Genomic DNA, 23,130 nt, shown 5'->3' with positions numbered 1-23,130 from the left:
TGGATGGCCGCCTCGTTTGACTTGCAGATCCGCTTCGCCCGGGTGCACGGCCGTATTTGGCGGATTGACCTCATGTCCTGAAAGGTATAATGAATGCAAAATTCAGACAAGTCCGTACCCGGCCGCTTGACGGTGGCCCCCAACTTGCCCCCAGGAGATGCCTCATGGCCGGAAAGGTCTTTCGCAGCCACTTTCAGCTCAGCCGCCTCCAAGCACGCGCCATCCTCGACGGCGCCTTCGCCGAGGCGCGGATTCGCGAGATGGAGCCCCTGACCGCCGTGGTGCTGGATGGGGGCGGTCAGGTCGTGGCGGCCGAGCGCGAGGACGGCTGCGCACCGCTGCGCTTTGCGGTCGCGCAGGGCAAAGCCTACGCGGCGCTGGGCAACGGCGTGGCCAGCGCGGTGGTCGGCGAGCGCAACCTCGATCGGCCCGCCTTCCTGGCCAGCGTGGCGGCCGCCTCCGGTGGGCGTTTCGTGGCGGTCGCCGGCGGCGTCCTCATCCTCGACGAGCTGCAGCGCGTGATCGGCGCCGTTGGTGTCAGCGGTGCCTCGTCGTCAGACGACGAGCGAGCCGCCGTGGCCGGTATCGCGGCCGCCGGCCTGGCCTGGGGGCTCTCTCCCGATCCCGCCTGAGGGATCGGCCCCGGCACGCTCTTCCCTTTCCTTCCCGTGTCGCGCCGCTCGATGGTACGGCAGTCGTGGTGGATCGCTTTCTCACGCTGCGTCAAGCGCCTCGCGACTAAAGTTTAATACCTAATTCTGAATTTTGAATTCAGATTGAAACGGTGAGTTTGTCACTGACACGGCTGGGTGGTCTGAGGTGACCCGCCCACGAGCGGTGTCTGTCACGACCGGAGACTGCCGGGCGCGGGTCACACGCTCTGGCAGCGACGTACAACAACAAGCCAGCACTGGAGCAGCCAATGAAACCGATAACGACAGCCCTCCTGACCACCGCCCTGGCACTGGGCCTGCCAAGCCTGGGCATGGCCCAGACCGAGTTGCAGTTCGGCCACGTCGGCAACCCCGGGTCGCTGTTCGATGCTTCCGCCAAGGAATTCGCCGAGCGCGCCAACGAGAAGCTGGGCGACGACTATCGGGTGGAGGTCTATGGGTCGAGCCAGCTCGGCGGCGACAGCTCACTGATGCAGAAGCTCAAGCTCGGACAGGTGACCTTCGCGCTTCCGTCGACGGTGATGTCGTCGGTGGTGGATGAGTTCGGCCTGTTCGAGATGCCCTACCTGATCAAGGACAGGGAGCACATGAAGCGGGTCATCGAGGAGGTCATCGAGCCCGATCTCTACCCGCTGGTTGAGGCGGAGGGCTACAAGATCCTCGCCGTGTGGGAGAACGGTTTCCGCCAGATCACCAACAGTCGGCGGCCGATCGAGACGCCTGAGGATCTGCAGGGCCTCAAGCTGCGGACCCCCGAAGGCAGGTGGCGAGTGCGCATGTTCGAGGAGTACGGCGCCAATCCCTCGCCCATGGCGCTCTCGGAGGTCTTCACCGCGTTGCAGACCGGCACCATGGACGGCCAGGAGAACCCCCTGGTGCAGATCCATTCCCAGAAGTTCCAAGAGGTCCAGGACTACCTCTCCATGACCAACCACGTCTACACGCCGGCCTATGTGGTGGTTTCCAAGAGCCACTGGGAAGACCTGCCGGAGGAGGTGCGCGAGGTGCTGGAGGAGACTGCCCAGGAGGTCCAGGATTTCGTCTACGAGACCGCCGCCAGGCAGGACGAGGAGCTGCTCGGCGAGATGGAGGCGGCCGGGATGGAGATCAACGAGGCCGACCAGCAGGCGTTCATCGACGCCAGCGGCCCCATCTACGAGCGCTTCGACGAGGAGGTGGAAGGCGGCGGTGACCTGGTCGACCGGGTCCTGGCTCTTGGCGAAGAAGAGTGAACCCCGCTGCGTGATCCCAAGGCCGCCCCGTCCGGGGCGGTCCTTCCCATGCTCGATGGAGTCGATGGCATGTCCCTTGCGAAACTGCGAGCGGGTTTCGAGTGGCTGCTCGAGGTCGTCACCATGCTCCTGGTGGTGGCTCTCACGGTGATCGTGCTGCTCGGTGTCTCCTTCCGCTATACCGGCAATTCCCTGAGCTGGTACGACGAGGTCGCCGCTGTGATGCTGGCCTGGGTGACCTACTATGGCGCCGCTCTCGCCTCACTCAAGCGCGCCCATATCAGCGTGCCGGGGTTCGTCTACTCCCGCCCCCGTGCCGTGCGCGTGACCCTGGTGGCGATCGGTGAGACCATCATCATCGCCTTCTTCGTGCTGCTCGCCTACTACGGCGTCTACGTCATCCAGGTACTCGGCGGCTCGACCCTGGTCAGCGTACCGATTCCCACGGCCGTGACCCAGTCGACCATCCCCATCGGCGCGGGGCTGTACGTCGTCGCCGAGCTGCTCAACCTCCCGGCCATCCTGCGTGAGGCCTGGGACGGCAAGCGGCCGCCCTCGGAGCAGGACATCGTGGAGGAGCTGCAATGACGACGACACTGATCCTGCTGGCCGGGCTGGCCATGATCTTCATCAACATCCCCATTGCGGTGGCGCTGGGAGCGGTCTCCATCGTCGCGATACTGGTCCTGCAGGGGCCGAACGGCCTGCTCGGTTTCCCGCTGGTGATGTTCGAGGGCTCGACCAAGTTCCCGTTGATCGCCATTCCGCTGTTCATCCTGGCCGGCGCCATCATGAACACCGGGGGTATCTCGCGCCGCCTGATCGACTTCGCCTCCGCGCTGCTGGGCTTCATCCGCGGCGGGCTGGCCATGGTCAACGTCGGCACCTCGCTGTTCTTCGCCGAGATCTCCGGCTCCGCCGTGGCCGACGTGGCCGCCCTCGGCTCCATCCTGATGCCGGAGATGAAGCGCAAGGGCTACCCGGCGCCGTTCGCCGCCGCCATTACCTCCTCGTCGGCCTCGCTGGCGATCATCATCCCGCCCTCCATCCCGATGATCCTGTATGCCGCCATGGCCGATACCTCGGTGGTCCAGCTGTTCGTCGCCGGCATCGTACCGGGCCTCGTCGGCGGGGTCTTGATGATGGCGCTCGCCTGGTATTTCGCGGTCCGCTACAACTGGCCGGTGGAGCATACCTTCCAACTGAAGCGGGTGTGGACCACCTTCAAGGCGGCGGGGCTCGCCTTCGTGCTGCCGCTGGTCATTCTCGGCGGGATCTTCGGCGGCTTCATGACCGCCACCGAAGGGGCGGCCCTGGCGGTGCTGGCGGCGCTGCTGATCAGCTTCCGCTACGGCGAGCTGCGCTGGGCGAAGCTGCGCGCGGCGATGGTCGAGGGTGGCGTGCAGACCGCCGTGGTCATGCTGCTGGTGGCGAGCTCGGCGCTGCTCGGGGACTTCCTCACCCGCGCCCAGCTGCCGCAGATGCTGGCGATGATGATCAGCGACTTCACTGCCAACAAGTACATGGTCCTCGCGCTGCTGAACCTCTTTTTGCTGCTGATCGGCATGATCCTGCACTCGGCGGCGGCAATCATCCTCACCGTGCCCATCGTCATGCCGCTGGTGATGATGGTCGGCATCGACCCCGTCCACTTCGGCATGATCGTCACCCTCAACCTGGCGATCGGCCAGCAGACACCGCCGGTGGCCAGCGTGCTGATGACGGCCTGCTCGGTGGCCAAGGCCGACATCTGGGAGGTGTCGAAGGCCAACGTGCCGTTCGTCATCCTGCTGTTCATCCTGTTGATGCTGGTGACTTACGTGCCGCTCTTCCCGATGGGCCTGGTGGAGCTGTTCTACCGCTGACCCCGACGACACTGAGAGGAGGCTGCCGATGGCTGACGCCCTGATCTTCCGACGCGAGGACCGCCTCGCCTGGATCGGCTTCAACCGGCCCGAGAGTCGCAACGCCATGACCTGGGAGATGTACGACGCGCTCGAGGCGTGCTGCGACCGCCTGGCCGAGGACGACGAGGTCCAGGCGGTGGTGCTGCACGGCGTCGGCGGCGAGGCCTTCGTCGCCGGCACCGACATCTCCCAGTTCGCCCACTTCGAAGCCGCGGAGGACGCCATCGACTATGAGCGGCGGATCGACCGGGTGGTGGGCAAGCTGGAACGCCTGCCCAAGCCCACCATCGCCCTGATCGAGGGTGCCTGCGTGGGCGGCGGGGCGGCCCTGGCACTGGTCTGTGACTTCCGCTACTGCACGCCGTCGATGAAGTTCGGCGTGCCCATCGCCAGGACGCTGGGCAACACCCTGTCGATGACCAACGTCGCGCGGATGGTGGAGATGATCGGTGTCGCCTGCACCAAGGAGGCGCTGATGATGGCCAAGCTGTTCGATGCCGAGGAGGCGCGGCAGGCGGGGCTGGTCAACGGCGTCTTCGCCGCGGAAGCGATCGTCGACGAGGTGACCGCCATCGCCGCCGCCTTCGGCCGGCGCGCACCGCTCACCGTGCAGGCCAGCAAGGCGCTGGTCGGGCGGGTACTGGCCGAGCGCCGGGCCGCCGCCGATGCCGGCGACGACTGGGTCGCCGCCTGCTACACGAGCGGCGACTTCAAGGCGGCGGTGGAAAGCTTTCTGCACAAGACACCCTTCGAATGGACCGGCCGCTGACCCGGTGGTCGCGGCCGCCACGCCAACCACACAAGCGAGGTGAAGCCCATGCTTCCCCTGGAAGGACTCAAGGTACTCGACGTCTCGCAGATCATGGCCGGGCCCTACTGCACCATGGTGCTGGCCGACATGGGCGCGGAGGTGATCAAGGTCGAGAAGCTCAACGGCGGCGACGACAGCCGCCAGATGGGCCCCTACGTCAACGACGAGTCGACCTGTTTCTCGCAGATCAACCGCAACAAGAAGAGCATCTCGCTCAACCTCAAGGATGAGCGGGCCCGGGAGATCTTCTACCGCCTGGCCAAGGACGCCGATGTCATCGTCGAGAACTATCGCACCGGGGTGACACGGTCGCTTGCCATCGACTACGACACCATCAAGGCGATCAACCCCGCCATCATCTACTGCTCGATCTCGGGCTACGGGCAGACCGGCCCCTACAGCCATCGCGGCGGTTTCGACCTGGTGGCCCAGGGCATGACCGGCCTGATGTCGATGACCGGGGAGCCGGGGCGACGCCCGCTGAAGACCGGCATCGCGGTCTACGACATCGGGGCGGGGATCACGGCCGTCTACTCGATCCTGGCGGCCTACATCCACCGCAGCGGCACCGGCGAGGGGCAGCACATCGACATCGCCATCACCGAATGCGGGCTGCCCTGGTTCACCTGGGAGGCGGCGGCCTACTTCGCCGAGGGCAGGGTCCCAGGGCCCACCGGCTGGCGGCATCGGGTGTCGGCGCCCTACCAGGCGGTCAAGACCGGCGACGGCTACATCATGCTGGGCTGCGCCAATCAGCGAACCTGGGAGCGCTTCTGCCGTGACGTGCTCCAGCGCGAGGACCTGATGAGCGATCCGCGTTTCCTGACCAACCATGACCGCGGCCAGCACGTCGAGGAGCTCGAGGTGGTGGTGGAGGAGATCCTGGTCGAACGGGACATGAACCACTGGCTGGCCCTGTGCGACAAGGCCGGGGTCCCGGCCGGGCCGATCAACGACTTCGCCCAGGCCATGCAGGACGAGCACTACCTGGCCCGGGGCATGGTGCAGGAGATGGAACATCCCGTCATCGGCAGGATGAAGACCCTCGGTTTTCCCAGCAAGTTCTCGCGCACCCCGTCGCAGATCCGGAGCCCGGCGCCGCTGTTCGGCCAGCACACCGACGAGGTCCTGGCGCAGCTGGGCCTCTCCGCGGAGCAGCGCGAGACACTGCGGGAAGAGGGCTGCATCAAGTAGGGCGCTGCTTTGTTGTCAGTAAATGAATTCATTATCAAAAATGCAAAACCCTCTCGGAGGTAGTCGCATGTTGAATCTCGATTTTCATCCTTCCGGCCGCCACTTCCTGCAGATCCCCGGCCCCTCACCGGTGCCGGACCGCATCCTGCGCGCCATGAGCCTGCCGACCATCGATCACCGCGGCCCGGAGTTCGGTGCCCTGGGGCTCACGCTGCTGGCCAAGCTCAAGCAGGTCTTCAAGACCGAGGGTCCCGTGATCATCTACCCGGCCTCCGGTACCGGCGCCTGGGAGGCGGCGCTCGCCAACACCCTGTCGCCGGGCGACCGGGTACTGATGTTCGAGACCGGCCACTTCGCCACCCTGTGGCACACGATGGCACGACGCCTGCAGCTCGACCCCGAGTTCATCGGCCTGCCCGGCTACGAGGGGTGGCGCCACGGGGTGCGGGCCGACATGATCGAGGCGCGCCTGAGGGAGGACCCGGTGCACGAGATCAAGGCGGTCTGCGTGGTCCACAACGAGACCTCCACTGGAGTGACCAGCGACATCGCCGCAGTGCGCCGCGCCATCGATGCCGCCGGGCACCCGGCGCTGCTGCTGGTCGATACCATCTCGGGCCTGGCCAGCGCCGACTATCGCCACGACGAGTGGGGGGTCGACGTGACCATCTCCGGCTCCCAGAAGGGCCTGATGCTGCCCCCGGGGATCAGCTTCAACGCCGTCTCCGAGCGGGCTATCGAGGCGAGCCACCACAACCGCATGCCGAAGAGCTTCTGGGCCTGGGACGAGATCCTCGAGGCCAACCAGAACGGCTACTGGCCCTATACCCCCAGCACCAACCTGCTCTACGGGCTCAACGAGTCGCTCGACATGCTGCTGGAGGAGGGGCTCGACCAGGTGCTGGCGCGCCACCAGCGCTGGGCCGCCGGCGTGCGCCAGGCGGTGGCGGCCTGGGGCCTGGAGATCCAGTGCCAGGATCCTGCCGTCTATTCGCCGGTGCTGACCGGCGTGGTGATGCCCGAAGGTGTCGATGCCGACGCGGTGCGCAAGCTCATCTACGAGCGCTTCGACCTGTCGTTGGGCACCGGCCTGGGCAAGGCCAAGGGCAAGATGTTCCGCATCGGCCACCTGGGCGACTGCAACGACCTGACCCTGATCGCCACCCTGGGCGGCTGCGAGGCGGGCATGAAACTCGCCGGTGTGCCGCTGGCGGGCAGCGGCGTGGGTGCCGCACTCGACTACTTCGCCCACCACCCGCTCGACGCCATCCGCTGAGCGGCGGCTTTTACCAGCACGACCAGGAGGGCAGCATGACGTCCCTGAACGAGAACGCCCGGTCTCGGGATGCCCGGGTCCAGCCGGTCAGCGAACTGGCCGCGCGGCTGGCGCGCGAGGTGCAGGGCGAGGTGCTGTTCGACCACGCCTCGCGGGGCCGCTACTCGACGGATGCCTCGATCTACCAGGCGATGCCGATCGGTGTGGTGGTCCCACGCGACCAGCACGACCTGAGGCGCGCGCTCGATATCGCCCGCGATGCCCGCGTGCCGGTGCTGGCGCGGGGCGCCGGCACCAGCCAGTGCGGCCAGACGGTGGGCGAGGCGGTGATCCTCGACGCCTCCCGCTGGCTCAACCGGATCGTCGAGTTCGACCCCGAGGCGCGCACCGTGGTGGTCGAGCCGGGCATCGTGCTCGATCACCTCAACGCCTGGCTCAAGCCCCACGGGCTGTGGTATCCGGTCGATGTCTCGACCAGCGCCCAGTGCACCCTGGGCGGCATGGCCGGCAACAACTCCTGCGGTTCGCGCTCGATCCGCTACGGCAACATGGTGCACAACGTGCTGGGGCTGGATGCGATCCTCGCCGACGGAAGTGAAGGCCACTTCGGTTTCGTCGACAGGCTGTCGGACACGGGCCGCGTGCGGGAACTGGCCGACCGGGTTCGTGCCGTCGCCGACGGTGTGGCCGAGGAGATCCGCGGGCACTTTCCCCGGGTGCTGCGGCGGGTAGGCGGCTACAACCTCGACCTGTTCGACTGCCAGAATCCGATGCCCTACGACCCCGACGCGCGGCCCAACCTGGCGCATCTGCTGGTGGGCTCGGAAGGAACCCTGGCGGTCACGCAGCGGTTGACGCTCAGGCTGTCGCCGCTGCCCGAGCACAAGGTCCTCGGCGTGGTGAACTTTCCCACCTTCTACCAGGCGATGGACGTCACCCAGCACATCGTGACCCTCGACCCCACCGCGGTGGAGCTGGTCGACCGCACCATGATCGAGCTGTCGCTGGAGAACCCCGCGTTTCGTCCGGTGATAGAGAAGGCCCTGATCGGTCGGCCCCAGGCGGTGCTGCTGGTGGAGTTCGCCGGGCAGGAGCGCGAGGCGCTGCTGGCATCGCTGGCACGCCTCAACGAACTGATGGCCGACCTGGGCCTGCCGGGGAGCGTGGTCGACATGCCCGAGCCGGCCGAGCAGAAGGCGCTGTGGAATGTGCGCAAGGCCGGGCTCAACATCATGATGAGCATGAAGGGTGACGCCAAGCCGGTCTCCTTCATCGAGGACTGCGCGGTGCCGCTCGAGCACCTGGCCGAGTACACCGACAAGCTGACCGAGGTGTTCCATCGGCATGGCACCGAGGGCACCTGGTACGCCCATGCCAGTGTCGGCACGCTACATGTGCGGCCGATCCTCGACATGCGCCGCGGCGGTGCCGAGAAGATGCGCGAGATCGCCGAGCAGGCCTCGGCCCTGGTGCGCGTGTACAAGGGGGCCTACTCGGGGGAGCACGGCGACGGGCTGTGTCGTGGCGAATGGGTGGCCTGGCAGTTCGGCAGCGCCGTCAATGACGCCTTCAAGGAGGTGAAGCGGCTGTTCGATCCCAACAACCGCCTCAACCCGGGCAAGATCGTCGATACGCCGAGAATGGACGACGAGCGCTACTTCCGCTTTCCGCGCCACTACCAGCGCATTCCGCTGACGCCGGCCTTCGACTGGTCGGCGTGGAACGTCAGGCGGGACCCGCGGAGCGGTGAGCTGAGCGCACCCGGCAGCGGCGACGACCTCACTCATGGCCTGGCGATGGCGGTGGAGATGTGCAACAACAACGGCCATTGCCGCAAGTTCGACGCCGGCACCATGTGCCCGAGCTATCGCGTCACCAGGGCGGAACAGCATCTCACTCGCGGACGCGCCAATACCCTGCGCCTGGTGCTCTCGGGGCAGCTCGGTGACGAGGGCCTGGCAGGCGACGCGGTCAAGGAGGCGCTGGATCTGTGCGTGTCGTGCAAGGGCTGCCGGCGCGACTGCCCGACCGGTGTCGACATGGCCAAGTTCAAGATCGAGGCGCGCGCGGCCCGGGTCCGGGCCAGGGGGCTTGCGCTGCGCGATCGCCTGGTCGGCGAGCTGCCGCGCTATGCCCCCTGGGCGAGCCGGCTGTCGGGCCTGTTGGGCGCGATCCAGCGGCTGCCTGTCGTCTCGCGGCGGGTCAAGCGGGCGCTGGGCTTGGCCGAGCAGCGGGACTTCCCCAGGTTCCGTGGCAACTTCCTGGCCGAAGCGCATGCGCCATCGGCGCAGGGGAGCCGCGAGGTGGTGCTGTTCGTCGACACCTTCAACAACTACATGGAGAACGACATCGCCCGCGCCGCCAAGCGGGTGCTCGAGGCGGCCGGTTATCGCGTGCACCTCAACGTCACGCCGGGCGAACGCCCGCTGTGCTGCGGGCGCACCTACCTCTCCTCCGGCCAGTTCGACAAGGCCAGGGCCGAGGCGCGGCGCGCCCTCGACCACCTGCTGCCCTACGTCGAGCGCGGCGTGCCGATCGTCGGGCTCGAGCCGTCGTGCCTGCTGAGCATGCGCGACGAGTTCCTGCAATACGGCTTCGGGGAGGCGGCACGAGGGCTGGCCGAGTCGGCCCTGCTGTTCGAGGAGTTCCTGGTCAGGGCGCGGGCAGCCGGCGAGTTACCCCTTGCGCTGAAGCCGGTCGGTCATGCGCGGGCCCTGTTGCACGGCCACTGCCATCAGAAGGCCTTCGACGCGCTGCGCCCCGTGGAGACGGTGCTGTCATGGATCCCCGGGCTCGCGGTCGAGACCATCGACTCCTCGTGCTGCGGCATGGCCGGTAGTTTCGGCTACGAGGCCGAGCATTACGGGACTTCGATGCAGATGGCCGAGCTCAGCCTGTTGCCCGCCGTGCGCGCGGCGGGCGAGGATACCGTGATCGTGGCCGATGGCACCAGCTGCCGCCATCAGATCCACGACGGCAGTGGCCGCAGGGCGGTGCACGTGGCGCTGCTGCTGGACCAGGCGCTGGCGTGAGGCATGGCCGAGGACAGGGCCCGGGCGCTGCAGGCGTCGACCCCGGGGAAGGCAAGGCTCAGGAGGAGACGCAATGGCGATCTACCAGTACGGCGAACATCGTCCGCAGATCGAGGCGGACGTCTACGTGGCCGAGACGGCCGATGTGATCGGCCAGGTCACCCTCAAGCGGCAGGCCAGCGTCTGGTACCAGGCGGTGCTGCGCGGCGACACCGACCGACTCGAGATCGGCGAGCGCAGCAACATCCAGGACGGCGCGGTGCTGCACGCCGATCCGGGCTATCCGCTGACGGTCGGCAGCGACGTGACCGTGGGGCACCAGGCCATGCTGCACGGCTGTACCGTCGGCGACGGCAGCCTGATCGGCATCCAGGCGGTGCTCCTCAACGGCGCCGTCATCGGCAAAAATAGCCTCGTGGCCGCCGGAGCGGTGGTCAAGGAGGGCGAGAACTTCCCAGATAATTCACTGATCGTCGGGGCGCCGGCGCGGGTGGTACGAGAGCTCTCGCCCGAGGCGATTGCCGGGCTGGCGCGAAACGCGGCCGGCTATGTCGAGCGCGGTGCACGCCACACCCGCGAGCTCAAGCGTATCGACTGAGGAGGCCAGAAACGAACGAAGCCTCCCCGCCGCAGGGGCGGGGAGGCTTCGCCTGTGGTGGGGTGGCTCAGCCGCCGACTTGCAGCAGCGGGTCCGATACCCCGAGGACGTAGAAGGCGATCAAGCCGATCGCGCCGGCGAACACCAGGTAGTAGATCGTCGGCAGGATGGTCTTGCGGATCGTCTCGCCCTCGCGTCCGAGCAGGCCGACGGTGGCCGAGGCCGCCACCACGTTGTGGATGGCGATCATGTTACCCGCGGCGGCCCCCACGGCCTGCAGCGCCACCATGAAGGCGGTGGAGAGGCCGAGCTGCTGGGCGACGTTGAACTGGAACTCGGCCAGCATCAGGTTGGAGACCGTGTTGGACCCGGCGATGAAGGCGCCCAGGCCGCCCACGGCGGGGGCGAAGAAGGGATAGACGCTACCCACGCTATCGGCCACGAACTGGGCCATGGCGACCGGCATGGACACCAGGTCGGCGGCGTTGACGCCCGAGTTGATCAGGATGCGTACCATGGGGATGGTGAAGATCAGCACGAAACCGGCGCCGAGCAGGGTGCGCGAGGATTCGCCGAAGGCGGCCTTGAGTTCCCCGAGGCGCATGCGATGCAGCACCGCAGTGACCAGCACCACCATCAGCAGGATGCCGCCGGGCAGGTAGAGCGGGGCGATGCTGCCGGACACGCCGGCCTCGCCGAGGATGTTGCTCCAGCCGAAGGTCCAGGCGTTGAGCGCCTCACGCAGCGGATCGACGACGCGCGAGGCCACCAGGAACAGCGCCAGCAGCACGTAGGGCAGCCAGCCCATCCAGGTGGAGAGCGGCGTCTTGCCGGCGATGTCGTCGATCTTGATCTCGATCTTGCCGATCCAGCCGGCCGGCCAGGCGTCGCGCTCGGGGAAGTCCCAGGTATCCTTGGGCAGCAGGAAGCCGCGGCGTGCCGCCGGCACGACGATGGCGAGCCCCACCATGGCGCCGATCATCGAGGGGAACTCCGGCCCCAGCAGTACGCCCGCCAGGGCATACGGCACCACGAAGGCCACCCCGGTGAAGAGGGCGAACGGGGTGATCGAGAGCCCCTCCTTCCAGGAGCGGTTGGCGCCGAAGAAGCGCACCATGATGACTACCATGATCAACGGCATCAGGATGCCGACGATGGCGTGCACGATGGCGACTTCCGCGGCGATCAGGCGGAAGTACTCGAGCCAGGTGAAGCCGCCCGCTTCGAGCTGCTCGGTGATGGCGTTCATGTTGACGCCCCCGGACACGCCGACCACGATCGGGGTGCCGACCGCGCCGAAGGAGACCGGGGTGGATTGGATCATCATGCCGACGACCACCGCGGACAAGGCCGGGAAGCCCAGCGCCACCATCAGCGGGGCCGCCACCGCGGCGGGGGTGCCGAAACCCGAGGCGCCCTCGATGAAGCAGCCGAACAGCCACGCTACGATCAGCGCCTGTACGCGGCGGTCGGGGCTGATGCCCGAGAAGCCGTTGCGGATCGCCGCGATGCCGCCGGAATGCTTCAGCGTATTGAGCAGCAGGATGGCGCCGAAGATGATCCACAGGATCGAGACGGTCAGGATCAGACCCTGGAACGTTGAGGCCAGTACCCGGTTGAAGCTCATCTCCCAGGCGAACAGCCCGATCAGGGCGGTGACCACGAAGACGATGGGCATGGCCGTTCTGGCCGCCATGCGAAAGCCGATCAACAGCACGCCGGCCAGTATCAATGGCGTAAAGGCGAGTAGTGCTAGGGTTGTATCCGTCATGACGTTTCCTCGGATTTCTCCTTGTTGGACTCCTGAAGGCGAAGGGCACCCCCTGCCTTTGCCGGCCAGGCACGCAACGATACGAAGAGCGCTGGAAAGTTGCCATCCTTGGATCATTGGTCTTACCAATATCTGGCGGAGCGGCAAGACCGCGACATTACTCTTTTATGAAAGAAAAACAAGCTATTGCCTGGCTGCGTGGCGTTCGATCATGCGCCACGAGGCCGTTCGTTATTAGACTAATGGACAGGCTCAAGGCCTCGGCTCGGCCGTGGTCGGCGCAGTTGGCAAGCTGCCGAGAAGGCTGGCACTATCCGGGGACCACACCACGTTCCAGGAGACGTCCATGGCCAGGGTTCTCTTTGACCTCTGCGGTATCGACGAAGATCTGCGCTTTTCCCCCTACTGCTGGCGTGTTCGCTATGCACTCGCTCACAAGGGGCTCGAGGCCCAGACGCGCCCTTGGTATTTCACCGACAAGCAGGCCCTGGCATTCGCCGATCACGACAAGGTGCCGGTCCTGGTCGATGGTGACGAGACGGTCACCGACAGCTACGAGATCCTGCGCTACCTTGACCGTACCTACCCCGAGGCGCCCCTGCTGGGCGATGGCATGGCCGAGGCCCGGGCGCGCTTCTTCAAGCATTACGCCGAACGGGCGCTACAGCCGGCGATGATGAGAACCATCATCATGGATCTGCTCAACGCCATCGATCCCAGGGACCGCGACTACTTCCGCACCAGCCGCGAGAAGCGTTTCGGCCGTTCCCTCGAGGAGTTCCATTCGCCGGCCAAGGGGCTGGCCCAACTGGATGCCGCGCTGGCACCGTTGCGCGGCCAGCTGGAAGGCAGCGACTTCCTCGACGGCGCGGCGCCTGCCGCGGCCGACTACCTGGTGTTCGGCGCCTTCATGTGGGCGCGGGTGGTGTCGACTGCCGACCTGGTGTCGAATGCCGATCCCGTCTACGGCTGGATCGAGCGTATGCTCGATCTCCACGACGGCCTGGGACGCAAGGCCATGCGGGTCACCGACATCGAGGGCGCCTATCGCTGAACGGGCGGCCGCGGGGGAGCCGATGTGGGGCGCGAAAGAATGTTGCATTGCACAAAAAGAGCTGCTATGTTGCATTGCAACAAGGCGCGATCCTGCCTTGGCAACGCAACGTAGGAGGTGTCTCATGAGCAAGACCCAAGACAAGGCGACCCAGCAGTTCGAATCCCTGTTCTTCGCCCCGGCGCGCGCCTATGGCTCGCTGACCCTGGAATACTACGAGAAGCTGCTGTCGGCGCAGCTGGACGCTTTCCGTAGCTACTCCGACCTGAGCCTGGCACAGGCCCGTGCCTGGGTTGACGTCAAGGACTCCGAGGGCCTCAAGCAGGTACTCGAGACCCAGCAGAAAGCCGTCAAGGAGCTGGGCGAGCGCCTGCAGGGCGACACCAAGAAGGTGGTCGACCTGAGCCAGGAGTTTCTGCAGAAGGGTCAGCAACTGACCGAGCAGAACGTCAAGGCGGCCAGCGCCGCGGCCAAGTAAGTCGCCGCACTGCCGTTGACGAAGAAGGCCGCCGCCCCGCTGGGACGGCGGCCTTCCTTATGGCGCCATGAAAAGAGTTCCGCCGCCAGTGGGTGGCCTCATTCGCCAAGCAGTTCCAACACCTCCTCCTCCTCGACCTGGCCGAAATCGGCGTAGAACTGGCCCACCGCCATGAAGCGTGGCGGCACGTCCAGGCAGACCACCTCATCGGCGATCGCCTCCAGCCGGGCGACGGCACTGGGGGAGGCCACCCCCAGTGCCGCGACAAGCCGTGCGGCACGGCCGTGCAGGGTCTTCAGCGCAGCCTCCATGGTCGCGCCGGTGGCACTGCCGTCGTCGACGACCACCACCACACGCCCCTCGGGCGGAATCGGCGGGCGAACCGGGCTATAACGCTGGCGTCGCTCGGCGAGCAGCTTGCGCTGCTGTTCCGCCTCACGCTCCACCGCCTCAGGCGTGAAATGGGACGCCGCCGCATCGAGCTTCATGGTGCCGTCCTCACTGATGGCACCGATGGCGAATTCGGGGTTCCCGGGGGCGCGTATCTTGCGCACCAGCACGACGTCGAGCTCCCCCTCGAGGGCATCGGCCAGGTAGCGCCCCATGGGTACCCCACCACGAGGAATGGCGAGCACCAGCGGATTGGAACCCTTCAGGTGTGCCAAGCGCTCGGCAAGTAGCTCTGCCGCGTCCAGTCGATCACGAAACATGTCGCTCTCCTTTACCTCCGCTGCCGATTTTCCTCCCAGTGTAGCTGGCCCGTTCTCGGGAGAGGGCGGTGCCAGGCGGCTGGATCAGGAGAAGAGCGAGAAAGAGGTGGAAATAATTTCTGTATACAATAAATTGATGTACTGTCGCCCATTGGTGTGCGATTTGGAATACATTTTTTGACCGATTGGACAGGAAGTGCGAGTCGCAGCGGGCGCGGTTAACTCGGCGTGTATTGGAAAGCTTCTGGCCGCAAATTCGAACAAGTCACGGTACTGGCTTTCCGTATACAGAAACACAACAACGACTGGATGGATCCATGCGAAAGATTCAGAGCACTTCGATTTTCGACTTCCATGGCCGGCCTTCGCTGACAACGGCCTTGCCCCTGTCGCTGCAGCACGTGCTGGCGATGATCGCCGGTGTCATCACGCCCCCCATCATCATCGCGGGAGTGGTAGGCGCCACACCGCAGGAAAAGCTCTTGCTGATACAGATCGCGGTGCTGGCCTCGGGGGTCTGCACCCTGTTCCATCTGTACGGTGTCTGGAAGTTCGGCGCCCGCTTGCCGGCCATCTTCGGCGTCGGCTTCGCCTACGTGCCGACGCTGATCGCCGTCGGCGGCCAGTTCGGCATCGGAGGGATCCTGGGGGCACAGCTCATCGGCGGCGTCACCATGATGGTGGTGGGGTACTTCATTCAGTACGTCCGCCATCTCTTCCCCCCGGTGGTCGCCGGCACGGTGGTGCTGGTCATCGGCCTGTCGCTCTACGATATCGCGGTGCGCTACATGGCGGGCAGCGGCAACGTCGACGCTGCCGACTTCGGTGCGCCGCTGAACTGGGGCGTGGGTCTGGTGACGCTCGCCACGGTGCTCGCCGCCTCGCAGTTCGGCAAGGGGGTCGTCAAGCTCTCGGCGATCATCGTCGGCATTCTCGTCGGCTACGGGCTGTCGCTGGCGCTGGGCATGGTCAGCTTCGCGTCGGTGGCCGAGGCCGACTGGGTGGCGGTGCCGACATTCATGCCCTTCGCCATGGAGTTCCATGCCTCGGCGATCGTCGCCATGGTGGTGATCTGCGTGATCAACTCGGTGCAGACCATCGGCGACCTCTCGGCGACCACCGTGGGCGGCATGAATCGCGAACTCAGGACCCGCGAGCTGACCGGCGGCCTGCTGGGCAACGGCCTGACCACGACGGCGAGCGCCTTCTTCGGCGCCCTGCCCACCTCCACGTTCAGCCAGAACGTCGGTATCGTCGCCATGACCCGGGTGATCAGCCGCTTCGTGCTGGCGCTGGCCGGCGGCTTCATGCTGTTGGCCGGCCTCAGCCCCAAGTTCGGCGCGCTGATGACCACCATTCCCTATCCGGTGCTCGGCGGGGCCACCATCACCGTGTTCGGCATGATCACCATGACCGGCATCAAGCTGCTGATCAAGGACGAGCTCTCCGCCCGCAACATGACCATCGTGGGGCTGGCCCTGGCGCTCAGCCTGGGCATCGCCGAGGTGCCCGCGGCCATCGAACGCTTCCCCGAGTGGCTGCAGAACGTCATCGGCGGGGCGCCCATCGTGGTGGCCGCCATCACCGCCTTCACCCTCAATCTGGTGCTGCCCAACACCACCCTGGCCGACGAGGCACGCGAGCGTGAGGCCATGGCGTGCGACGACGCAGGCGAGGCGGCCGGCGTGGGACGCCAGGAGGCGGGGGAAGTCTCCCGGCCCGGGCGCTCGCGGCTGGACGACGAGGCGACGCCCGACGGGGCCAGGGGCGGTTAGGGAATGAGGCCGCGACCCGGGGGTGCCCCCGGGCGCGGCATCGGGCCGTGAGGAGAGAGGCCGGGCCGGGTCACTCCTCGACGCGGGCTTCCAGGCGGAAGCGGGCGATGCGGTTGATCTGTTCGATGGCGGTGCGGCGCTCCTCCTCCGGCGAATTCTCCAGCCGGGTCTCGAAGGCGGCGAGGATGGCGTGGCGGTCACTGCCCTTCACAGCCATGACGAAGGGAAAGCCGAACTTGTCCTTGTAAGCCGCATTGAGGCGCTCGAAGCGAGCCATCTCCTCAGGGGTGCACTGATCGAGCCCGGCGCCAGCCTGCTCACGCGTGGAGTCGTCGGTCAGCTCCCCGGCGATGGCGGCCTTGCCGGCCAGGTCCGGGTGGGCGCGAATCACCTCGAGCTGGCGCTCCGGCGTGGCGCTGCGCAGCGTCTGGCCCATGGCCTCGGCGAGGCCGGCGGGGGTGTCCTGCGCCGGCTGCAGGCCGCGCTCCCAGGTCAGCGCCGCGACCCAGGGGGAGTGCTCGTAGATGTCACCGAAGCGGGTCACGAACTCCTCGCGGTCGAGCGTGCTGGGGCGCGGCGCCAGTGTCTTGTCGTTCATCCTGTTCTCCTTGGTCAGAGCTGCAAGGGTATTGCTCGTGGCGTGCCATGATAAAGTGTATACAAAAAATCTTTGAAATGTACCAACGAAAGCGCTAAAACTGTCTTCATATGGCCGACAAAGGGAGTAACGAAATGGGACGACTGACCACCCACGTGCTGGATACCGCCCAGGGGCGCCCCGGCGAAGGCATCCGCATCGACGTCTATCGCCTGGAGGGCGAGAGCCGCTCGCTGCTGAAAACGGCGACCACCAACGACGACGGTCGCTGCGATGCGCCCATCCTCGAGGGCGACGACTTCAGCGTCGGCGAGTACGAGCTGGTCTTCCATGCCGGCGACTACCTGCGCCGGCAGGGGGTCTCGGCGAGCGAGCCGCGCTTTCTCGACGTCATCCCGCTGCGCTTCGGCGTGGCCGACGCCTCGCAGCACTACCACGTGCCGCTGCTGGTGTCGCCGTATGGGTACTCCACCTACCGCGGCAGCTAGGGAAACGCTGATCAATGGCTGCGCGGGCGAATCACTGCGTTGCGCGGTGCCGAAGCGTCGGACCGTCGGAATCCTCACCTATACCCCATAGGCTCCGGTTTCTGCGCGCCGTGCGCCTTGTGCTTCATCCCGCTCGCAAAATTGATCAACGCTTCCCTGGCGCTTGATTTGAAAACTGGCTGCGCTCCGCCATGCGGCGTCAACAACAACTAAGCTGAGACAACCTGATGCAAGCTTACCTGCTGGAATTCGTCAATTTCATGCTGCGCTGGCTGCACGTCATCGCGGCGATCGCCTGGATCGGCGAATCGATCTACTTCGTCATGCTGGACAACGGCCTGCGCAAGCCCAAGGCGGCCGAGGATCGCGACAAGGGTGTGTTCGGCGAGATGTGGGCCGTGCATGGCGGCGGTTTCTACCACAACCAGAAGTACGCCACGGCCCCCGCCAAGCTGCCCGAGGACCTGCACTGGTCGTTCTGGAAGGCCTACACCACCTGGCTGTCCGGCTTCGCCCTGTTCGTGCTGCTGTACATGGCCAACCCGAGCTTCTATCTGGTCAACCCCGACAGCGACTGGAGCTGGGCCGCCAACCTGAGCGGCTGGCAGGCCAACCTGCTGGCGCTGGCGTTCCTGCTCGGCGGCTGGGTGGTCTACAACGAGCTGTGCAAGCGCATCAGCCCCAACATGGACCGCGACGGGGTCCTTAGCCTGGCCGTGGCGGTGATGATGGTGGTGGTGGCCTATCTCAGCGTGCAGCTATTCTCGGGGCGCGCCGCCTTCCTGCTGACCGGTGCCGTGATGGCCACCGCCATGTCGGCCAACGTCTTCTTCTGGATCATTCCCGGTCAGCGGCGCATGGTGAAGGCCATGAAGGCGGGCGAGGCGCCCAATCCGCTGGACGGCAAGCGCGGCAAGCAGCGCTCGGTTCACAACACCTACTTCACCCTGCCGGTGGTGCTGCTGATGATCAGCAACCACTACTCCTTCGTCTACAACCACGAATACGCCTGGGTGCTGATGGCGCTGTTCATCTTCGCCGGTGCGCTGATCCGCCAGTTCTTCGTGCTGATGCACGCGGGCACGATCCAGCCCGCCTATCCGGCCGTCGGCGTGGCGCTGATCGCCGTGGCCTTCTGGGCCGGCATGCCGGGAACGGGGGCCTCGCCGGGCGTCGAGGGCGAGGGTCCCAGCCTGGCCGAGGTCGAGGCCATCATCGAGTCGCGCTGTGTGGCCTGTCATTCGGCCAGCCCGACCCAAGAGGGCTTCGGCTCGGCGCCGGCCGGCGTGGTCTACGACACCACGGCACAGATCGAAGGCCACCGCGCCAAGATCCGCGAAGTGGTGGTCAGCAGGTACATGCCGCTTGGCAACATGACCGGTATGACCGACGAGGAGCGCGACGCGATCGCCGCCTGGTCGGAGTGAGAAGGCAGGCGGCAGCACCCGCATACGGCCCGCCGGATGGCGGGCCGTATGCGTCCTGGCGGGTTCGATAGTTGGATGACTATGTATACAATGGCAGAAGGGCTCAGACCAGGAGGGAGGAACATGAACCAGCGGCAGCGCCTGGCCGATGGCGAGGCGGGCGAGGGGAAGCCCCGGCGCCTGGGCAAGAACGGTGATGGGGCGGAGCGCCACGAGGCGATCTACCGCACGATCAGCGATGCCATCATCGAGCACCGTCTGCGCCCCGGTGCGCGTCTGCGCGAGGATGCCCTGGCCGAGGTGTTCGGCATCAGCCGCACCGGCGTGCGCAAGATCCTGCAGCGCCTGGCTCTGGAGCAGCTCGTGACCCTGACGCCGAGGCGTGGGGCCAGCGTCACGCGGCCTACCGCCGACGAGGCCAAGGATGTCTTTGATGCCCGCCAGATGGTGGAGTGCGGCCTGATGCCCGAGGTGGCCCGCCGCATCAAGCCCGAGGACGTGCGTGAGCTGCGCGACATGGCCCGGCGCGAGCGCGAGGCGCTCAAGTCGGGCGAGCAGAGCCGCGCGATCAAGCTCTCCGCCGCCTTCCACGAACGCCTCGCCCAGCTCTCCGGCAACGCCACCCTGGCCGCTTTCGTCGGCCAGCTCTGCTCGCGCTCATCGCTGATCCTGGCAGTTTACGGCAGTTCGGGGCATCTGGGCTGCGAGTCCCACGACCACGACGACCTGATCGGCTTTCTCGAAGCCAAGAATGGCGAGCGGGCCACCGCCTTCATGAGTCGGCACCTCAAGGCCATCGAAGCCTCGCTCTCGATCGTCGAGGAAGAAGAAGAGACGCCGGACCTGCAGCGTATCTTCGGTGCTTGAGGAGATATTCGATGCCGCTCATGGCGCGGCGTATCGCATCCGATCACCACGGCATGGGCAGGTTCTGTAGCACACCCTGGGGCGGCGTGGAGCGCATCATGGCGAACATGCCTTGAGCGACGGCATAGACCGCAAGCCCATAGAGCAGGGCGGAGTTCCAGCGCATCCTGGCACAGCCGATGAGCAGCCAGGCCAGCAGCAACGGCGTGGCCAGATTGAACCCGATCAGCCACATGGCGATGCCGTACAGCAGAATGCCGCCAAGCACGGGTAGCTCTTTGCGGCTGGCGAGGTTCGCCACTGCTCCCTGGCGACGCATCCGGACCAGTTGGCGTCCCAGCAGGTAGAGGCTGAGCAGCAGGCCCGGCACGATCCCCAGGCTCGGCATCAGCCGCGCATTGGGTCGAAAGCCGAGCATCTCCACCAGTGCATAGCCGAAGACCGCAACCATCAGCAACACCATGACCAGGACGACGCTGCTGTCATGGCTCGCGATCTCGCCGCCATCCGCTGCGGTTTGAGGCTGCGGTTCGTCGTGGCCGGCGCTCCACCGCTGGCGCAGCCGGCGCACCACGTTCAACACCAACGGAATCACAATCAGCGAGGCGATGATCAGCACCCCGGGGCGTGTCAGCCAGGTGAAGCCGTGGATCTGGGTGGTCAGCCAGAAGTACTGCTCCATGGGCGTGGCCAGCACGAAGCCGACCAGCACTGGGGCGCGTGGGACGCCGGCATTCTTCATCAGCCAGCCGAGGATGCCGAGTGCCAGCAAGGCGAGGATGTCGCCGAAGGTCCGGGTACCCTGATAGGCGCCGGCGACCATGATCAACAGCAGCGGGGCGGCGATCAGCGCGAAGTTCACCCGGGTCAGCCGGGCGATGTAGGGCGTCACGGCGAAGCAGATGGCGGCCCCCAGCACCGAGGCCAGCGCCACGCTCCATACGATCATGTACATCAGGTCCGGCGACTCGCTGACCATGCGTGGGCCGGGATAGAAGCCGAACGAGAACAGCGCGCCGAGGAAGATGGCGGCGGCGGGCCCGCCCGGTACGCTGAACAGCATCGTAGGCACCAGGTCGGAGATGATCGTGGCGTTGTTGGCCCCTTCGGCGCTGGCCACGCCGCGGATCTCGCCCTTGCCGAAGTTGCGCTTGTCCTTGGTGGAACTCAGGGCGTGGCCGTACGCGATCCAAGTGGAGGCGCTGGCACCCACCGCAGGCACGAAGCCGCCGAAAATGCCGATCACCGAGGCACGGCAGACCAGCCAGCGGTGGCGCCAGAACTCGCAAAAGCTGTCGCTCCACTTGCCCAGGGGCGTCGGCTTACCGGCAATGCCGCCGCCCGCGGCGACCATGCCGATCAGCTCGGCCACGGCGAACAGCCCGAGCGCCACGATCGGCAGCGACAGGCCATCCATCAGGTAGGACTGGCCGAAGATGAAGCGATAGTTGGCAGCGGCTGGCGCGGCACCGACCACGCCCAGCAGGATGCCGAAGCAGGCGGCGGCGAGGCCCACGGCGAGATCCTTGCCGACCATGCTGGCGGCAAAGCAGAGCCCCACCAGGGCGAACATGAACAGCTCCGGCGTGCCCAGCGCCAGCAGCGGCCCGGCGACGGGAATCGCGACGGAGAGAATCAGGGCGCCGAACAGTCCGCCGACCATCGACGCGAGGAAACCGACGCCGAGCGCCAGAGACGCCTTGCCCTGTTTCGCCAGCGCATGACCTTCGATAGCGGTCGGCGCCGACGCCGGTGAGCCCGGCGCGCCGAGCAGCACCGAGGTAATGGTGTCGGCGGTATAGATCACCGAGATGGCGCCGAGCAGCATAGCCAGGCCGGCGTAGCCATCCATCAGGTAGATGAACGGGAGCAGGATCGACACGGCGGCGACCCCACCCAGCCCCGGTAACATGCCGAAGATCATGCCGGCCAGCATGCCGACGAAAAGCGCCAGCAGCCGGACGGGCTGGAACAGCAGATCCAGGGCCGAAACGATATTCTCGAACACGTTGTGGTTCCTTGACTGGCGCATCGAACGCGGCCAGCCCCGGCAGGACGGCTGGCCGCTTCGGCAATGAGGTCAGAGCTCGACGTCGTACTTGTTCGACAGCAGGTCGCGCAGGTAGTCGCGCACGTCGTCGGAGGGCTGCAGCGAGGCGCCCAGCGCGTCGGCGACGGTCGACGCCGGCAGCAGGTCGTAGCCACCCACGGCTTCCTCGCTCTTGGACTGGTAATCGGGATCGTCATTGATCGCGGCGATGGCTTCCTCGAAGACCTCCATGACCTCGTCCGGCGTGCCTTTCGGCAGGTAGGCGGTCAGGCCAAAGTTGAAGGTAGTCGCGCCTATCGCCTGGAAGGCATCCCATTCCACGCCGGACGGCGCCTCCCCGTTCAGCTCCTCGTACACCTCGTAGACCGAGGGGTAGTCGGGGAACGCCGGGTCCCGAGCGCTGAGGGTGCCGTCGTCGCCCACGGCGCCGCCGGACATGATCGGCACTGCGCTGCCGGCCTCGACCATGTCCACCACCTGCGACATGTAGGCAGGCGTGAACTGGAAGTCGATGTTGGTTTCACCGCGTTCGAAAGCCAGGCGGGCAGGGCCACGGCCATCGAAACCAAGAACCGTTTGCAGGTCCAGCTCCAGAAGCTCGAAGGCCAGCAGCACGGGCAGGTCGCTGGCGGCGGCCGCGATGCCACCGTAGATCAGCGGCGTGTTGGGAGAGTGCAGGTCCGCCGGTGTTTCGATGCCGGTGCTCGGCGAGACATAGATCACGGCACCGAAGGGCAGGCTGAAGGCCGGGCGCATCGCGGCCAGGTCGTACTCCACGGCCTCCATGCCCAGCACAAAGGGGTTGGAGGTGGAGGAGGTGGTGAATAGAATCGTTTCGCCGTCCGGCTCGGCATTCTGCTCAAACCAGTTGGCGCCGAGGATCGAGCCGCCGCCCGGGCGCGTGTTGACATTGACCTGCGGGTTCCCCGGCAGGTGCTCCTCCAAGAAGGGTTCTAGGAACTTCGCGGCTACGTAGGCGGCGCCGCCCTCGCCAAACGGCACCACCATCTCGATGGATTTGCCGGCGTAGTACTCCTCCGCCATGGCGGGGGCGACGGCCAGGCCGCCAGCAGCGACCAGCGCGGCGGCGGTGATACTCTTCAGTGGGGTTTCGGGGATGGTCATGGCGTGCTCCTGTGTTGTTGTTGCGCTCGATGGCGACTTGTGAGACCGAGTGCCGGTGCTGAA

General features: G+C 66.4%; 20 protein-coding genes. 15 read left to right on the top strand and 5 right to left on the bottom strand.

Features of this window, described 5'->3' with window-relative positions; all coding sequences use genetic code 11:
* Positions 1-164: 164 nt before the first annotated feature.
* The 9 genes from I4484_RS16435 (at position 165) to I4484_RS16395 (ending at position 10,724) form a co-directional block, all read left to right on the top strand.
* Positions 165-632 (top strand): heme-binding protein, encoded by a 468-nt coding sequence (locus I4484_RS16435; protein ID WP_197448308.1) that lies wholly within the window; start codon positions 165-167, stop codon positions 630-632.
* Between the two features lie 290 nt (positions 633-922).
* Complete coding sequence (locus tag I4484_RS16430) at positions 923-1,906, top strand: TRAP transporter substrate-binding protein (RefSeq protein ID WP_197448307.1); 984 nt, start codon at positions 923-925, stop codon at positions 1,904-1,906.
* 69 nt (positions 1,907-1,975) lie between these two features.
* Complete coding sequence (locus I4484_RS16425) at positions 1,976-2,494, top strand: TRAP transporter small permease (RefSeq protein WP_197448306.1); 519 nt, start codon at positions 1,976-1,978, stop codon at positions 2,492-2,494.
* Positions 2,491-3,771: a TRAP transporter large permease gene (locus I4484_RS16420; RefSeq protein ID WP_197448305.1), complete on the top strand. Its 1,281-nt coding sequence runs from the start codon at positions 2,491-2,493 to the stop codon at positions 3,769-3,771. Before I4484_RS16425 ends, I4484_RS16420 begins: the two co-directional genes overlap by 4 nt.
* A 28-nt stretch (positions 3,772-3,799) precedes the next feature.
* A complete protein-coding gene (locus I4484_RS16415) occupies positions 3,800-4,582 on the top strand; it encodes an enoyl-CoA hydratase (protein ID WP_197448304.1) in 783 nt (260 codons plus the stop codon).
* A gap of 48 nt (positions 4,583-4,630) precedes the next feature.
* Positions 4,631-5,818 (top strand): CaiB/BaiF CoA-transferase family protein, encoded by a 1,188-nt coding sequence (locus tag I4484_RS16410; protein WP_197448303.1) that lies wholly within the window; start codon positions 4,631-4,633, stop codon positions 5,816-5,818.
* Positions 5,819-5,885: 67 nt separating this feature from the next.
* Positions 5,886-7,094, top strand: a complete 1,209-nt coding sequence (locus I4484_RS16405) for an alanine--glyoxylate aminotransferase family protein (protein ID WP_197448302.1) — start codon at positions 5,886-5,888, stop codon at positions 7,092-7,094.
* A 35-nt stretch (positions 7,095-7,129) separates the two neighbouring features.
* Positions 7,130-10,126 (top strand): FAD-binding and (Fe-S)-binding domain-containing protein, encoded by a 2,997-nt coding sequence (locus I4484_RS16400; protein WP_197448301.1) that lies wholly within the window; start codon positions 7,130-7,132, stop codon positions 10,124-10,126.
* 73 nt (positions 10,127-10,199) lie between these two features.
* Positions 10,200-10,724: a gamma carbonic anhydrase family protein gene (locus tag I4484_RS16395; protein ID WP_197448300.1), complete on the top strand. Its 525-nt coding sequence runs from the start codon at positions 10,200-10,202 to the stop codon at positions 10,722-10,724.
* A gap of 67 nt (positions 10,725-10,791) precedes the next feature.
* Here I4484_RS16395 and I4484_RS16390 read toward each other — a convergent pair whose 3' ends face one another.
* Positions 10,792-12,495, bottom strand: a complete 1,704-nt coding sequence (locus tag I4484_RS16390; RefSeq protein ID WP_197448299.1) for an L-lactate permease — start codon at positions 12,493-12,495, stop codon at positions 10,792-10,794.
* 346 nt (positions 12,496-12,841) lie between these two features.
* On the opposite strand from I4484_RS16390, the gene I4484_RS16385 reads away from it, so the two are divergent.
* Together I4484_RS16385 and I4484_RS16380 are read left to right on the top strand one after the other, a co-directional pair.
* Entirely contained in the window at positions 12,842-13,549 is a 708-nt protein-coding gene (locus tag I4484_RS16385; protein ID WP_197448298.1) for a glutathione S-transferase N-terminal domain-containing protein, read from the top strand.
* Between the two features lie 124 nt (positions 13,550-13,673).
* Positions 13,674-14,027 carry a phasin family protein gene (locus tag I4484_RS16380; RefSeq protein WP_197448297.1) on the top strand — a complete coding sequence of 118 codons (354 nt, stop codon included), beginning with the start codon at positions 13,674-13,676 and terminating at the stop codon, positions 14,025-14,027.
* A gap of 98 nt (positions 14,028-14,125) precedes the next feature.
* Here the strand turns inward: I4484_RS16380 and I4484_RS16375 are convergent, their stop codons facing one another.
* Positions 14,126-14,737 (bottom strand): phosphoribosyltransferase, encoded by a 612-nt coding sequence (locus tag I4484_RS16375; RefSeq protein WP_197448296.1) that lies wholly within the window; start codon positions 14,735-14,737, stop codon positions 14,126-14,128.
* A 317-nt stretch (positions 14,738-15,054) separates the two neighbouring features.
* Between I4484_RS16375 and I4484_RS16370 the strand changes: the two genes are divergently transcribed.
* Complete coding sequence (locus I4484_RS16370) at positions 15,055-16,512, top strand: uracil-xanthine permease family protein (protein ID WP_197448295.1); 1,458 nt, start codon at positions 15,055-15,057, stop codon at positions 16,510-16,512.
* Positions 16,513-16,582: 70 nt separating this feature from the next.
* Here the strand turns inward: I4484_RS16370 and uraD are convergent, their stop codons facing one another.
* Positions 16,583-17,110 (bottom strand): 2-oxo-4-hydroxy-4-carboxy-5-ureidoimidazoline decarboxylase, encoded by a 528-nt coding sequence (uraD, locus tag I4484_RS16365; RefSeq protein ID WP_197448294.1) that lies wholly within the window; start codon positions 17,108-17,110, stop codon positions 16,583-16,585.
* A gap of 134 nt (positions 17,111-17,244) precedes the next feature.
* Here uraD and uraH point away from each other — a divergent pair, with 134 nt between their 5' ends.
* The 3 genes from uraH to I4484_RS16350 all read left to right on the top strand — a co-directional run bounded on the left by uraH (position 17,245) and on the right by I4484_RS16350 (position 19,892).
* A complete protein-coding gene (uraH, locus tag I4484_RS16360) occupies positions 17,245-17,598 on the top strand; it encodes a hydroxyisourate hydrolase (RefSeq protein ID WP_197448293.1) in 354 nt (117 codons plus the stop codon).
* 227 nt (positions 17,599-17,825) lie between these two features.
* A complete protein-coding gene (locus I4484_RS16355) occupies positions 17,826-19,025 on the top strand; it encodes a urate hydroxylase PuuD (protein WP_197448292.1) in 1,200 nt (399 codons plus the stop codon).
* A gap of 123 nt (positions 19,026-19,148) precedes the next feature.
* The gene (locus tag I4484_RS16350) at positions 19,149-19,892 is read left to right on the top strand and encodes a GntR family transcriptional regulator (protein ID WP_197448291.1); all 744 of its coding nucleotides are present in this window, start codon (positions 19,149-19,151) and stop codon (positions 19,890-19,892) included.
* A 43-nt stretch (positions 19,893-19,935) separates the two neighbouring features.
* Here the strand turns inward: I4484_RS16350 and I4484_RS16345 are convergent, their stop codons facing one another.
* Positions 19,936-21,900, bottom strand: coding sequence for a tripartite tricarboxylate transporter permease (locus I4484_RS16345; protein WP_197448290.1), 1,965 nt, complete (start codon positions 21,898-21,900; stop codon positions 19,936-19,938).
* Positions 21,901-21,972: 72 nt separating this feature from the next.
* A complete protein-coding gene (locus I4484_RS16340) occupies positions 21,973-23,067 on the bottom strand; it encodes a hypothetical protein (protein WP_197448289.1) in 1,095 nt (364 codons plus the stop codon).
* Positions 23,068-23,130 lie beyond the last annotated feature (63 nt).

The sequence above is a fragment of the Halomonas sp. SS10-MC5 genome (assembly GCF_015992245.1).
Lineage (GTDB): Bacteria > Pseudomonadota > Gammaproteobacteria > Pseudomonadales > Halomonadaceae > Halomonas > Halomonas sulfidoxydans.
The sequence above is the reverse complement of the archived record's forward strand: the minus strand, read 5'-3'. Positions and strand labels throughout refer to the sequence as shown.